10 protein-coding genes are annotated in these 13,527 nt (G+C 62.3%); 7 read left to right on the top strand and 3 right to left on the bottom strand.

Annotated features, from left to right (window positions below; genetic code table 11):
* The first annotated feature begins 213 nt into the window (after positions 1–213).
* Positions 214–687 (top strand): hypothetical protein, encoded by a 474-nt coding sequence (locus GGU46_RS10935; RefSeq protein ID WP_183403586.1) that lies wholly within the window; start codon positions 214–216, stop codon positions 685–687.
* 178 nt (positions 688–865) lie between these two features.
* On the opposite strand, the gene GGU46_RS10930 is transcribed toward GGU46_RS10935, so the two are convergent.
* Positions 866–1,648, bottom strand: a complete 783-nt coding sequence (locus GGU46_RS10930; RefSeq protein ID WP_183403585.1) for a sulfite exporter TauE/SafE family protein — start codon at positions 1,646–1,648, stop codon at positions 866–868.
* A gap of 153 nt (positions 1,649–1,801) precedes the next feature.
* Here GGU46_RS10930 and GGU46_RS10925 point away from each other — a divergent pair, with 153 nt between their 5' ends.
* From GGU46_RS10925 to GGU46_RS10905, 5 genes are all read left to right on the top strand, one after another.
* Complete coding sequence (locus GGU46_RS10925; RefSeq protein WP_183403584.1) at positions 1,802–2,443, top strand: CatB-related O-acetyltransferase; 642 nt, start codon at positions 1,802–1,804, stop codon at positions 2,441–2,443.
* Between the two features lie 55 nt (positions 2,444–2,498).
* Entirely contained in the window at positions 2,499–3,551 is a 1,053-nt protein-coding gene (locus GGU46_RS10920) for an LLM class flavin-dependent oxidoreductase (protein WP_183403583.1), read from the top strand.
* 204 nt (positions 3,552–3,755) lie between these two features.
* Positions 3,756–6,320, top strand: coding sequence for a TonB-dependent receptor (locus GGU46_RS10915; RefSeq protein ID WP_183403582.1), 2,565 nt, complete (start codon positions 3,756–3,758; stop codon positions 6,318–6,320).
* A gap of 140 nt (positions 6,321–6,460) precedes the next feature.
* Positions 6,461–7,828 (top strand): PepSY-associated TM helix domain-containing protein, encoded by a 1,368-nt coding sequence (locus GGU46_RS10910; protein WP_183403581.1) that lies wholly within the window; start codon positions 6,461–6,463, stop codon positions 7,826–7,828.
* Positions 7,829–7,914: 86 nt separating this feature from the next.
* Complete coding sequence (locus GGU46_RS10905) at positions 7,915–8,958, top strand: bile acid:sodium symporter family protein (protein WP_183403580.1); 1,044 nt, start codon at positions 7,915–7,917, stop codon at positions 8,956–8,958.
* A gap of 226 nt (positions 8,959–9,184) precedes the next feature.
* Here GGU46_RS10905 and GGU46_RS10900 read toward each other — a convergent pair whose 3' ends face one another.
* Positions 9,185–10,324 carry a PepSY-associated TM helix domain-containing protein gene (locus GGU46_RS10900; protein ID WP_183403579.1) on the bottom strand — a complete coding sequence of 380 codons (1,140 nt, stop codon included), beginning with the start codon at positions 10,322–10,324 and terminating at the stop codon, positions 9,185–9,187.
* An 18-nt stretch (positions 10,325–10,342) separates the two neighbouring features.
* Positions 10,343–12,805 carry a TonB-dependent receptor gene (locus tag GGU46_RS10895; protein ID WP_183403578.1) on the bottom strand — a complete coding sequence of 821 codons (2,463 nt, stop codon included), beginning with the start codon at positions 12,803–12,805 and terminating at the stop codon, positions 10,343–10,345.
* A gap of 260 nt (positions 12,806–13,065) precedes the next feature.
* On the opposite strand from GGU46_RS10895, the gene GGU46_RS10890 reads away from it, so the two are divergent.
* The gene (locus GGU46_RS10890; RefSeq protein ID WP_183403577.1) at positions 13,066–13,518 is read left to right on the top strand and encodes an ankyrin repeat domain-containing protein; all 453 of its coding nucleotides are present in this window, start codon (positions 13,066–13,068) and stop codon (positions 13,516–13,518) included.
* The last annotated feature ends 9 nt before the right edge of the window (positions 13,519–13,527 follow it).

The following is a 13,527-nucleotide window of genomic DNA, read 5'->3' as shown; positions in this document are numbered from 1 at the left end:
TGCAAGTAGAACCGGACGGCCGGTTCATTGGAGTGTATGGAAACCCGACCGGAAAGGTTGCGCCCCGCTAACGCCAGATTTTTGCTACCCCACGGAATACACCAGGCCTTTTCTGCGTTGTCGGACCAGGACATTCATAATCTGGCATCATCTTTACAGTTGCAAAGCCTCGCGCCTCTGCTATCGGCGCCCCGATTTTTCTGCTTTTCCCACATGAAGACTACCCTTTTCGCGGCCCTGCTGCTGGCTACCCCCGCCGCCTTACTGGCCCAGACTACCCCCGCCGCTAAGCCCAAACCCAAGCCAGCGGCGGCGGCCACGGCGGCTCCTACCCGTCCGGCGGCTCCCAACCCGGCTCAGGTAGAAGCCCGCGCCAACGCCCTCACCGATAACATGCAGAAGGCCCTGGGGCTAAATCCGCAGCAAGTAGAGAAAGTGCGCCAGATCAACCTGATTAGTGTGCGCGGCGTGGAAACGGCCCGCCAGACCTACCGCCAGGATGTGCGCAAGATGGCCGCCGTCATCGACGACATCGGGCAGTCGCGCATGGCCATGCTCAAGGAAACCCTCACGCCCCAGCAGTTCGATAAATATCAGCGCAAGCGCGAAGAGAAAATGGGCGTGCCCAGCGGCCAGGGCGCCCAGGGCAACGCCGCCCCCGGCCTGCCCAGCCGCTACGAGGAGTAGCGCGGCAAAGGATTGTCATGGCGAGCAGCGCGACGCCATCCGTCCTGACCAGCGCACTACCCCCTGAAATGTGACAAGCCCTTACCTCCGTGCTGGAAGTAAGGGCTTGTCACGTTATCAGGATTTTCACACGCAGAGGAAGGATGGCTTCGTCGTACCTCCTCGCCATGACACCCCTTTAAAACTTCACCTCGAAGACTTGCAGACTGAGCTTAATAATAAAGGCGCCAACGACAACCAGAAACAGGATACGCACGAAACCCGTGCCGTGGCGCAAAGCCAGGTGGGCGCCCAGCGTGGAGCCCAGGATATTGCTCACGGCCATGGGCAGCGCAACGCCCCACAGAATTTGGCCGGTATAAGCGAAGTAGGCCAGGGCCGCCAGGTTGGTGGCCACATTCACCAGCTTAGCCGAAGCCGATGCCGTAATGAAGTCGTAGCCGAACAGCCCCACGAAGGCAAACAGCAGGAAAGACCCCGTGCCCGGCCCGAAAAATCCGTCGTAAAATCCGATAATCAGCCCAACCAGTCCACCATACAGTGCCTCCCGGCTTTTGGGCAGGCGCGGGGCGTGAATGGAGCCGAAATCCTTGCGCCAGAAGGTATAGATGGCAATAACCACCAGCAGCCCCAGCACCAGGGGCGGCAGCAGCTCCTGGGGCAGCCGGCTCACCACCCGCGCCCCCAGAAACGAAAATATGCCTGCCACGGCCGCCGCCGTACCCACGGCCCGCCACTGAATGGGCACTTGGCCCGCGTAGCGCCGCAGGGCGGCGGCCGTGCCCATGAGGGAAGACACCTTGCCCGTGCCCAGAATGGTAGGCACCGGCGTACCCACATCTTTGAGCAGCACCAGCATGGCCGGCAGCTGAATCAGGCCGCCCCCGCCCACAATGGCGTCAATCAAACCAGCCAGAAAGGCAAATACACAGAGCAGGGCGAGGGTAAGGGTAGAAATCATGCGGGCGCGAAGGTAGCGCACGCCGGCCGGCAGACTTCTACGCGTGCGCCATCTTACCCGGATTTTGTGCGCGCCGCCACCAGAAAAGGTGGTACCTGCCGCTCCGCAGCTACGCGCCAATCTATCTTTACGCCGACTTTTTGCTGACTTCCTATGCACGGCCCCGACCCCGCTACCCTGCACCCCCTACCCCACCACCGCAAGCTGGTGTTCCTGAAAAACAGCATCACCCGGTCCAACATCATCGTCGGCGACTACACCTACTATGACGACTTGGACGATGCGGCCAACTTCGAGCGGAACGTGCTCTACCACTTCGATTTCATTGGCGACCGGCTGATTATCGGGAAGTTCTGTGCCCTGGCTTCGGGGGTGAAGTTCATCATGAACGGCGGCAACCACGAAACCGCTCCGGTTTCCACCTTCCCCTTCGCCATTTTCGGGGGCGGCTGGGAGCAGCTGATGGCGGGCGTCGATATCCGGGACAAGTACCCCTCGAAGGGCGACACTGTGGTGGGCCACGACGTCTGGATGGGGCACGAGGCCACCATCATGCCCGGGGTGCGCATCGGGAACGGGGCGGTGGTGGCTACCAAGGCCGTGGTAACCCGCGACGTGCCCGATTACGCCATTGTGGCCGGCAACCCCGCCCAGCTGGTCCGCTACCGCTTCGATGAGGACACCATTGCCCGCCTCAACCGCCTGGCGTGGTGGGACTGGCCGGCCGAGAAAATCACCCGCCACCTGGCCCTGCTCAACGCCGCCGACGTGGCGGCCCTGGAATGCGCGGAGTAGCGGCGGCAAACTAACCCGGCCGCCCGGCGGTTATGGTAGCTGTTACTCTTCTGCCATGAAAACTTCTTCGACCATACATCTCAGCGTCCTCGACCAGTCGCCGGTGCCGGTGGGCCGCACCCCGCGCGAGGCCCTGCAGCACACCCTGGAGCTGGCCCGCCTGGCCGACCAGCGGGGCTTTACCCGCTTCTGGGTGTCGGAGCACCACAATACCAATACCCTGGCCGGCTCGGCGCCGGAGGTGCTGCTGGCCCGCCTCGGGGCCGAAACCGACCGCATCCGGCTGGGCTCGGGTGGGGTGATGCTACCCCATTACTCGGCCCTGAAGGTGGCCGAGAACTTTCGTCTGCTCGAAACCCTCTACCCCGGCCGCATCGACCTGGGCATCGGGCGCGCTCCGGGCTCCGACCGCATCACGGCCCACGCCCTCAACCCGCACAACACCTTCAGCGACGAGGACTTCGCCGAGCAGCTCATGGACCTGCGGGCCTACCTGCGCGACGAGGTAGTGGCCGATACCATTCACGCCACCGTGAAAGCCGCGCCTTTCGCTGATACCCAGCCCGAGCTGTGGCTGCTCAGCTCCAGCGGCCAAAGCGGCTTGTTTGCGGCGGAGGCGGGCGCCGCCTTCTCGTTCGCCCATTTCATCAACCCCAACAGCGGCCCCAAGCTTATGAAGCTGTACCGCGACCGGTTCAAGCCTTCCGCCGAGCTGGCCGCGCCCCAGGCCAATGTGGCCATATTTGTAGTGTGCGCCGATACGGCCGGCTACGCCCAGGCCCTGGCCGACAACCTGGCCCTGCAGATGCTAAAGCTGGAAACCGGCAACTACTCGCCCATTGATGCCGTGGAGAAAGTAAATCTGAAGAACCTCTCGGCCGATCTGCTGCACCGCCTGGCCTACCACCACCAGCGTATCATCAGCGGCACGCCCGATAAGGTAAAGGCCGACCTGCTGGCCCTGGCCGCCGACTATGCCGTGGACGAGGTGGTAGCTGTTACCATCACCCATGACTTTGATGACCGCCTGCGCTCCTACGAGTTGCTGGCGGAGGCTTTTGCCTTGCCAGTGGGGGTAGCAGCCGCGCAGACTGCCGTAGCAGGGTAGCGCGCTGCCCTGCCTACCCCTTATCTATCGTGTAAACCCAACGCAAAGCCCTGCTCGCGTTGGGTTTTTTGTTGGGTATCATTCTGATTTTCAAAAGCCTTAAACCAAGGGTAGAATATTTCTAAAGAACTGTTTTGAATCTATCTAAATAGAGCCGAGCTTTGCATTGTTTTAAATCGTTCTAAACAAGATTGCCCCCGCCCGATGGCCCGACCTCTCCCCCTTCTGCTGCTGCTTTCTCTCCCGGTTACTGGCTTTGCTACCTCCCTCAGCGGTGATAATGGCCCGGCTACTACCAAACATACCGGTGATGAAACCGCCCAGCGCGGCCGTTTGGCCGGGGTAGTAAAAGACGAGAAAGGCCTGCCGGTAGAAGGCGTGACGGTGGCCTTGAAAGGCACTTCCTTCGGCACGACGACGAACACGGATGGCTCTTTCCGCCTTTCGGCGCCGGCCGGCTCTTACCAGCTGGTAGTGAGCAGCCTGGGCTACACCACGCAGGAGCTGAGCGTAACAGTGGCGGCCGGCGAAACCACTACCCTGTCCTCGTTTACGCTGGCCCAGAGCAGCCAGCAGCTGAGCGAAGTAACCGTAACCGGCAACCGTAGCCTGAACGAGCGCCCCACCAGCGTGAGCAAGCTGCCCGTAGCCTCCCTGGATTTGCCCCAGAGCGCCGTGACGGTGGAGCGCCAGGTGCTGGAGCAGCAGCAGGTACTGCGCCTTTCTGATGCCCTGGTGAACGTGAGCGGCCTGTACGTGACCAGCACCACCGGCGGCACCCAAGAAGAGCTGGGCAGCCGGGGCTTTGCCTACGGCAGCAACAATACCTTCAAGAACGGGGTGCGCTTCAACAACGGCGTGATGCCCGAGGCCAGCTCCCTGGAGCGCATGGAAGTGCTGAAAGGCAGCGCGGCCATTCTGTACGGCAACGTGGCCGCGGGCGGCGTGCTGAACCTGGTCACCAAGAAGCCGCAGTTTGAGCGCGGCGGCTCGGTGGGCCTGCGCGTGGGCAGCTTCGGCTTCTGGAAGCCCATGGTGGACGTGTACGGGGCCGTGGGCAACAGCGAAAACGTGGCCTTCCGCCTGAACGGCACCTACGAGCAGGGCAACAGCTTCCGCGACGAGGTGAAGTCGGACCGGGTGTACGTGAACCCTTCCCTGCTGTTCACCCTCACGCCCAAGACCACCCTGGTGCTGGAAGGCGACTACCTACGCGACAACCGCACGCCCGACTTCGGCATCGGGGCCATCAACTACCAGGTTCAGGAGTCGCGGAGCCGCTTTTTGAACGTGTCCGGGGCCAACAACGCCACCCAACAAACCAGCACCACCGCTACCCTCACCAGCCGCCTGAACGATACCTGGCAGATTAGGGGGGTAGCCGGCTACCAGCGCTACAACAACGAGCTGCGCAGCGCCAGCCGCCCGGTGGCCAGCGCCGCCGCCGCTACCTACGGCGACCTGACCCGCAGCCTGCAGCGCACTGAAACCAACGAAAACTACTTCCTGGCCCAGCTGGACCTGACGGGCAAGTTCCGCACCGGCGCCCTGGAGCACACCGTGCTGGTGGGCGCCGATGCCGACCAGTACCTGACCAACACGCTGGCCTACTCCGGCCCGACCTCGGCCACCAACTCGCGCACCAGCGTTACGGCCTACGACGCCATCAACATCCTGGACCGCAACAAGGTGGTAGCCCAGCCCAAGGAGCGAATCGGGGGCTTTGGGGACCTGGTGCGCAACCTTTCCACCCGGAGCAACACCCGCCGGGCCGGCTTCTACGCCCAGGATTTGCTTAGCGTCTCGGAGAAGGTGAAGGTGCTGGCCGGCATTCGCTGGAGCTACCAGGAAACCCCCAGCGACCTGTACTACTACAACACGGCCGCCAACCGCTCGGGCACCAACAAGAATGGCCCCCTGGCCGGCCAGCTGGTGAACAACCGCCGCTACGATGACGCCTTCTCGCCCCGCCTGGGGGTAGTGTACCAGCCCATCAAGACGACGGCCCTGTTCGCCTCGTACTCCAACTCGTTTACCCCGCAGAGCAACACGGCCGTTGACCTCAACGGCCAGCCCCTGCCCCCGTCCATCATCGACCAGTACGAAGTAGGCATCAAGAACGACCTGTTCAAGGGGGCGCTGTCGGCGAACGTGACGGCCTACCGCATCGTCAACAGCAACCAGATTCAGAGCGTACTGCCCACCGACCCGCGCTTTACCACCCAGTTCTCCACCAGCCCCCAGGAGCTGGCCGGCGAGGTGACGAGCAAGGGCGTGGAGGTGGATATCCAGAGCAAGCCGATGTACGGGCTGTCGTTTATTGCCGGCTACAGCTACAACCACACGGCGTACACGAACAGCAACATCTTCGAAAACGGCAGCCGCCTGCGCTACAACCCCGCCCACACGGCCAACCTCAGCCTGTTCTACAACTTCGGCAGCACCTTCGGCGACAACGGGTTCTTGCGGGGCCTGACGGCGGGCATCACGACCTACTACGTGGGCGATAAGCTGGCCGGCCGCAACCCGCGCCTGGTTAACCCCGCCGACGGCAAGCCCTGGGCTACCGGCGCCGATGCCAACCAGTTCATTACCATCCCGAACTACATGCAGCTGGACGCCTCACTGGGCTACAGCTACGACCGGTTCTCGGTGCGCGTGAAGCTGGCCAACCTGCTCAACGAGCTAAGCTACAACATGCACGACGACAACAGCGTGAACCCCATTGCCCCGCGCAACTTCGCGGCTACCCTGGGCTACCGCCTGTAAGCGCCTAACGGCAGCCGGGTTGAAGAACCTGACCTTGCTGGCCGAACAAAAAGTGAGTGAAAAGGAAACCCGGAAGGTGCTGGCTGCAACTAGCCACCTTCCGGGTTTTCGCCCGACGTCCCGCCTTGTATTTTAGCCCCATGAAAATCTTCTTCCGCAACATTCACCTCTACCTCAGCCTGGTTTCGGGGCTGATTATTGCCGTGGTCTGCCTGACGGGCGCCGTGCTCGTTTTCGAGAAAGAGCTGGAGCAGGCCTGGCACCCGGAGCGTTACTTCGTGGCCGCGCCGGCCGCCGCTACCCCCGCCCTGCCCCTGGACCGCCTCACGGCCGCCGTGAAAGCCTACAAGCCCGATGCGAAAATTACGGGCGTGAAAGTGTACGCCGACCCTACCCGCACCGTGGAGGTTAACCTGGCTGGCGCCCCCGGTGGCCCCGGTGGTGAGCACAAGGGCGAAGGCAAAGGAGCGGCAGGAGGCCGCATGGAAGCTGGCAAAACCCCGCAGGGAGAAGAACGCCGCCCCGAAGGCGGACAGGGAGAAGGCCGGGGCGAGCGAGGCGGCAAAGAAGGTAAAGGCGAAGGCAAGGGCGGCGGCGGCGAAGGCGGCCGCGGCCCGGTGGTGTTCGTGAACCCCTATACCGCCGCCGTAACCGGCGAGCTGAACTACCGCGAAACCTTCTTCTTCACCATGATGGCTCTGCACCGCGGCATGGTGGGCGGCCCCATCGGCAAGCTGGTGGTGGGCGTGTGCACCGTGATGTTTCTGTTCATCATCATCACCGGCATTGTGCTCTGGTGGCCCGCTACCCGCAAGGCCCTGAAGCAGCGCCTGCGGGTGAAGTGGAGCGGGGGCTGGAAGCGCCTCAACCACGATTTGCACATTGTGCTGGGCTTCTACTCGGCGTTGTTCCTGTTTGTATTTGCCTTCACGGGCCTGGCCTGGTCGTTTGAGTGGTTTAACAAGGGCATCTACGCCGTGACCAACTCGCCCATGCAGCGCCCCGAGCCGCCGGTTTCTGTAGTGCCGGGCGCCCCGGCCGTAGCGTCGGCCCCTACCCCCGCCGCCGCCCCCGAAACCACTGCTACCCCGGAAGTAGCGCCTACCCCCGGCCTCACGCCCGACGCGGCCCTGGCCCGGGCCCGCGCATTGGCGCCCACTTCGGTGTACTACTCCCTGCAGCTGCCCAAGGAGCCTACCGGTAGCATTCGGGTAGCTACCCTGCGCCCCAATGCCAGCTACGAAAACGCCACCGACGAAACCTACCTCGACCAGTACTCGGGCCAGGTGCTTAGCCAGCAGACCTACGAGCAGCGCAGCCTCGGCCAGCGGGTGCGCGGCCTATTTAAGCCCGTGCACACGGGCTCTATCTGGGGCTGGCCGTCCAAGGTTATCAGCCTGATTGTGTGCGTACTGGGCTTCACGTTTCCCATCACGGGCACCATTCTGTGGCTGAACCGCCTGCGTAAGGCCCGGAAGAAGGAGCGCAAGCTGGCTACGGCCGTATAAGGCCGGGCTATAACCCGGGCGTTACGCGTCCGTACTTGCAAAAAGCGTCAGGCTACTTCAGCCTGACGCTTTTATTTTGTGCTTCTATGGCTTCATCTCCTACCCCCCTTCTGCCCCCAAACCCTTCTGAAAACCGTTTCCTGGCCCTGCTCCGTCGGGCGGGCCTGCTCGACTGGTTTCTGCTGGGGCTGCTTGGCGCGGTGGTGCTGGCGTACCTGATTCCAGACGTAGGCAGCAAGGCCAGCCCGATTCCGTGGAAAGCCATTACCACGGCCGGCGTGGCACTGATTTTCTTTTTCTACGGGCTGCGCCTGAGCCTCGACAAGCTAAAGGCCGGCCTGCGCAACTGGCGCCTGCACGTGGTGGTGCAGCTGATTACGTTCGTGGCCTTTCCGGTGCTGGCGCTGCTGGCCCGGCCCCTGTTTGCGGGGCTGAAGGGCGAGCAGCTGTGGCAGAGCATTTTCTTTCTGTGCACGCTGCCCAGCACGGTTTCTACCTCCGTGGTGATGGTGAGCATTGCGCGGGGCAACCTGCCAGCCGCTATTTTTAACGCCAGCATCAGCAGCTTGCTGGGCATCCTGCTCACCCCGCTCTGGACCAGCCTGTTCCTGCACACGTCCGCCGATGGCGGCCACCTCTGGGGCCTGGCCCTGAGCCTGACCTGGCAGGTGATTCTGCCGGTGGTGGCGGGCGTGCTGCTCAACCGCCGCTTCGGGGCTTTTGCCGAGCACCACAAGGGCACCCTGCGCATCTCCGACCAGGTCGTGATTCTGCTAATTGTCTTTACGGCCTTCTGCGAGTCGTTTGCCGAGGGTATTTTCCGCAGCTACGCCGCCCAGGACATTGTGCTGCTGGGCCTGGGCATGGTAGGGCTGTACCTGGCTATTTTCGGGGTGGTGTGGGGCCTGAGCCGGGTACTGGGCTTCTCGCGCGAAGACCGGATTACGGCCCTGTTCTGCGGCTCCAAAAAATCGTTGGTGCACGGCAGCGTGATGGCCAGCCTCCTATTCCCGGCCACCGCCGCCACGGGCCTCCTGCTGCTACCCCTCATGCTCTACCACGCCCTGCAAATCATTCTGGCCAGCATGATGACCCAGCGCATGGGTAGGGAGGCTGATGGTAGGCAGTAAGCTAGTTTCTGGCGTAAACCGTCTGTCATCCTGAGCGCAGCGAAGGACCTTGTCACGGTAGAACAATAGACGTATTAACGGCTCGTTTTAACGTGACAAGGTCCTTCGCTGCGCTCAGGATGACAGACGGTTTGGTTTTCACACCAACTAAAAAGCCGGACCCCTGGGCCCAGCTTTTTGGCTTATTATCATTGCATTGCGGCGGCAGCGCCCTACCCCCGCCTGCTCAGGCAACCTGCACCTGCCGCTTCCGGGGCTTTTTCTTTTTATTACGCCGCCCCCACCAGATAATGGTGCCGGTTACAGGCAGGCTGGCCGAAACCAGGCTGGCCAGGAACGCCACGGTTTTCCCACCCAGGCCCAGAATCTGGCCGGTGTGGATGTCGTAGTTCATGTCCGTGAGCCGGGTACCGGCGCTTTTCGTGTCGTGCAGGCTGGCCTGCAGCTCCTGGCCCGAAACGGGGTGGAAGGCGTAGTCGTCGCGGTAGTAGTAGTGCAGGGCCTGGCGGTAAGTCCAGCAGTAGGCGGGCTGCTTGCCGGTGCCGGTGGGGCCCAGCAGAATCATTTCGGCCTGGGGCGAGCGGCGGCGGGCCGCTTGGTAGATAACGTCGCGGACGGGCAGGGCTGCCGCGGCCACAGGCTGCAACGTGTCTACTTTGGCCGTTATCAGGTCCTGGGGGTAGGTTTTGCCGCCGTTAGCCACGTAGGCAATGGGCGTCAGCACCGAAGGAAAAATCATGAACAGGCCCGTCAGGGCCAGTAGCAGCCCCATGCTGGCGGCGTAAAAGCCCAGCACGTTGTGCAGATCATAGTTCACGCGCCGCCACCGGGCACCCCACTTAATGGTGAAGCGCTGCTTACGCTCCTGCTTGCGCTTGGGCCACCACAGCACGAGGCCGGTAATAAGCATCACCACGAAAATCAGGACGGCGCCACCCACTACCCATTTGGCAATGGCCTCGGGCAGCAGCAGGGTCATGTGGATTTCCTGCACCACCGCAAAGAAGTGGGTGCGCAGGTCGTGCTCGTGCAGCACCTCGGCGGTGTAGGGGTTCAGGTACACCTGGGTGGGCGCCCCGGCCTTGGTGGTAAAGAACACGGTAGCCGAGCGCGCGGGCCCGAAATAGGTTACCCAGGTGTCCTGGCTGGCAACATCGGGGTGGGCGGCCAGGGCGGCGGCTTGCAGGCGCGAGGGCAGCACCGGCGCCATAGCCCGGGCCTCCACTTTGCGCCAGGGCTCGGTCAGGTCCCGGATTTCATCCTGGAAAACGAAGATGGCCCCCGTGATGCTTACAATAAACACCACTAGCCCGGACGCGAGTCCGAGCCAGAGGTGTAGCTTGCCAACGAGCTGCTTAGCCGTCATAAGCGGGAAAGGATTAGGTTAGAACTTGTAGGCCACGCTGCCGATGATGCTGCGCAGCTTCTGCGGGTTCATGGTGGTGTAGCCGGTCCAGTAGCGCTGGTCAGTCAGGTTATCCACTTTAGCCGAAATGCGGTACTTGGGCTGGTCGTAGAACAGGCTGGCGTTGAAAATGGTGTAGCTGGGCAGGATGAATACGTTGGTGCTGGAGTTCTGCACGCGGTTTTCGCTGGCGTAGTTGCCACCGATGCCGGCGCCCAGGCCGCGCAATGCGCCCTCGGGCTGGCGGTAGCTTACCCAGGCGTTGGCCAGGTAGGGCGAGGAAGCGGTGTTGGGCCGGCGGCCGTTCACATCTTCGGGCGAGTCCTCAAACTTCGAATCGTTATAGGAAAAGCCCCCCACCATGTTCAGGCCGGGCACCGGGTTGGCCGTGAAATTGACTTCCACGCCTTTGCTGCGCTGGGTGGCATCCTGGGCGTTGATGGCCTCAAACGTGGTAGGCGCGTAGCCCAGCAGCCGCAGCCGGTCCTGCACCCGAATGTCGTAGTAGCTCACCGTGGCGCTGAGGCGGCCACCGGCCGCGTCCAGCTTCACCCCGCCTTCCCACTGGTTGGCGCGCTCAGGCCGGGCCAGCGGCCGGCTGCCATCGGCGGCCAGGTAAATGCCCAGGTTGTTGAAGCTGTTCTGGTAGTTGGCAAACACGCTCACCCGCTCCTTCACCGGCTGATACACCAGCCCGAACTTCGGCGAGAAAGTGGTCTGCTTGTAGGCCGCCACCGGCGAGTAGTACAGCCCGCCTTTGTTGTTGACGTGGTCCACGCGCAGGGCGGCCAGCACGCTTAGCTGCTCGGTCAGGTTCAGCACGTCCGAGATGAAGGCGCTGTAGGTGTTCGATTTGGTAGTGACCAGGTAGCGCCCGCCGCCGCCGCTAGCGTACACGGCGTTCATATTGGGGCCGTTGAAGCGGTCCAGGACGGGCCGCGGCGAGGCCAGGGCTACCGTGTCGAAGTTGGCGCCCACGAAGTTAACGTCCGAGTCGATGCGCAGGAAGTCCAGGCCCAGCACCACGCGGTTGCGCATGTTGCCCACCTGGAAGTCGCCGTTGAACAGCTGCTGCACTTCCCACAGCTGCTTCTGGCTATTGTCCGTCGATTGGTCGGCCCGCACCAGGTAATTGTCGGCGGCCGGCAGCTCGGGGTGGCGGCGGCGGAACTTCTCGGTCGACGGCGTCAGGTAGAAATACGCCGAGTTGCCGTTGGAGTAGCTGTTGCTGCTGGTCAGGTAGGTGGTGCTGGTGAAGGCGGGCGAAATCTTGTACTGCACCTGCCCAAACAGGTTGGTGCTGCGCGAATCCTGCAGCAGGCCCGGCCCCTGGTACGACTGGCGGTAGTCAAACGGCGACTGGTCGGCCCGGTCAAAGCCCAGCACGTTCGGGGCGAAGTAGAGGAAGATGAACTGGTTGCCCGTGCCCCGGCCCTTGTAGATTTCCGCGTCCAGGTTTACCGTCAGCCGGTCCGAGGGGCGCCACTGCAGGCTGGGGGCTACGGCCAGGTTCTTGTTGAAGCCGGTGTAGCCCTGGTTCTGGAAGTTGTCCTCGTAGGTGTAGGCCGTGTTCAGGCGGAAACCCACCGTTTTAAGCTGGTCGGCGGGCGTGTTCTGGTCCACCAGGTTCACGTCGGCACTCACGCGGTGGAAGCCGTAGCTACCGGCCGCCACGTTGATTTCGCCGCCGAAGGTGTCGAGCGGCTTCTTGGTGACGCGGTTGATCAGGCCGCCGTACGAGGTCAGGGCCGAGCCAAACAGCGTGGCCGAGGGGCCTTTAATAACTTCCAGCTTTTCCAGGTTCACCGCGTCGATGTTGCCGGTTACGTTGCCGGCCACGCCGTTGCGCAGCTGGCTTTGCGTAACGAAGCCCCGCGCGGCGTAGAAGGCGCCGCCGTCGCCGCCGCGGCCGGTGGCGTCCCACATTTTCTGCAGGCCCGGGGCGTTGCGCGTCGCATCATCCACGGAGAATACTACTTGCTCGGTCAGCAGCTCCTTGCCCACGGTGGCGTACACCTGCGGGTTTTCCAGGTTGTCGAGCGGCATCTTGTTTACGTCCACGGACTGCTTGCGGGCGAAGCGGTTCACGCGGGCGCCGTTCACCACTACCTCCTTCAGCTGCTGGGCACTTTCCGTCAGCATGAAATCCAGCGTTACGCCCTGGCCCCCGCTTACCGTTACTGTCTTCTCCTCCGATTTTAGGCCCACGGCCGATACAACGACGGTGTATTCGCCGTCGCGCACCCGGTCGATGGTGTACTGGCCCCGGCCGTTGGTAATGGCGCCCTGGCTCCGGCCCTTCAGCCCAACCGTTACGGCTTCGGCCGGCTGGCCGTCGGCCGTGGTAACCGTGCCGCGAATGGAGGCGGCTTGTTGGGCCACAGCGGAAAGAGAACAGGCCGTTAAGGTGGAAACCAGACCCAGGCGTTGCAGTGTGTTCATGCGAGCTACTTATTTAGAACCGTTCTAAAACGCTGCAAAGTAAGAGCGGAAAAACCGAGAAGTAAAATTTATTTAGATTAATTCTATATAAATATCCATAACCAACTCGCTTTGGTCCTCTTATAACTGCTCTACCAAAATTACCTGCGTTCCTGCCCCGCGTTGGCTGCCGGGCCACACAGCGGGCCGGAAATAGGGATATTCCGGTGGCATAGCACTATCTTTGGGCTTGGTTCCCGCTTGTAATTGGATTTCCCGGCATGAAAAAACTTCTTCTCGCTTTCACGATACTTTTAGCTACCGCTACCCTTACCCACGCCCAAACTCTCACCCAAAAGGTGTACGCCGCTGTAATGAAGAACAAAGCGGCCGAAGTGGAAGCCCTACTCACGGCCGGCGCCGATGCCAACGCCGCGGTAGAAATGATGCCTGGCTTCCCGACAACCTTCCTGGTTATTGCAGCCGGCAATGGGCACCTGGATGTGGTGAAAGCCCTCGTTAAAAACAAAGCCCAGGTCGATAAGCCCGATTCGTTTAACACCACCGCCCTCATAGCCGCCGCTGCCGCCGGGCACCTGCCAGTGGTGGAGTTTCTGCTGGCCAGCGGGGCCAACCCCAAAGCCAAAGACAAGGACGGCAAAGATGTACTGGCCAGCGCCAAGGAAGGCGGCAACGCCGAGGTAGTCAAGCTGATTCAGGCCAAAGCCAAGTAGATGCCATAA

It is taken from the genome of Hymenobacter latericoloratus, from assembly GCF_014199535.1.
Classification (GTDB): domain Bacteria; phylum Bacteroidota; class Bacteroidia; order Cytophagales; family Hymenobacteraceae; genus Hymenobacter; species Hymenobacter latericoloratus.
Note: the sequence above shows the minus strand (reverse complement) of the source record. Positions and strands in the feature narration are given on the sequence as shown.

What these genes read in the sequence shown, in the direction of transcription:
- GGU46_RS10910 (WP_183403581.1), top strand. Translation starts at nt 6,461, where the DNA reads ATGAAAATCTTCTTCCGCAACATTCACCTCTACCTCAGCCTGGTTTCG.
- GGU46_RS10905 (WP_183403580.1), top strand. Translation starts at nt 7,915, where the DNA reads ATGGCTTCATCTCCTACCCCCCTTCTGCCCCCAAACCCTTCTGAAAAC.
- GGU46_RS10920 (WP_183403583.1), top strand. Translation starts at nt 2,499, where the DNA reads ATGAAAACTTCTTCGACCATACATCTCAGCGTCCTCGACCAGTCGCCG.
- GGU46_RS10935 (WP_183403586.1), top strand. Translation starts at nt 214, where the DNA reads ATGAAGACTACCCTTTTCGCGGCCCTGCTGCTGGCTACCCCCGCCGCC.
- GGU46_RS10925 (WP_183403584.1), top strand. Translation starts at nt 1,802, where the DNA reads ATGCACGGCCCCGACCCCGCTACCCTGCACCCCCTACCCCACCACCGC.
- GGU46_RS10930 (WP_183403585.1), bottom strand. Translation starts at nt 1,648, where the DNA reads ATGATTTCTACCCTTACCCTCGCCCTGCTCTGTGTATTTGCCTTTCTG.
- GGU46_RS10895 (WP_183403578.1), bottom strand. Translation starts at nt 12,805, where the DNA reads ATGAACACACTGCAACGCCTGGGTCTGGTTTCCACCTTAACGGCCTGT.
- GGU46_RS10915 (WP_183403582.1), top strand. Translation starts at nt 3,756, where the DNA reads ATGGCCCGACCTCTCCCCCTTCTGCTGCTGCTTTCTCTCCCGGTTACT.
- GGU46_RS10900 (WP_183403579.1), bottom strand. Translation starts at nt 10,324, where the DNA reads ATGACGGCTAAGCAGCTCGTTGGCAAGCTACACCTCTGGCTCGGACTC.
- GGU46_RS10890 (WP_183403577.1), top strand. Translation starts at nt 13,066, where the DNA reads ATGAAAAAACTTCTTCTCGCTTTCACGATACTTTTAGCTACCGCTACC.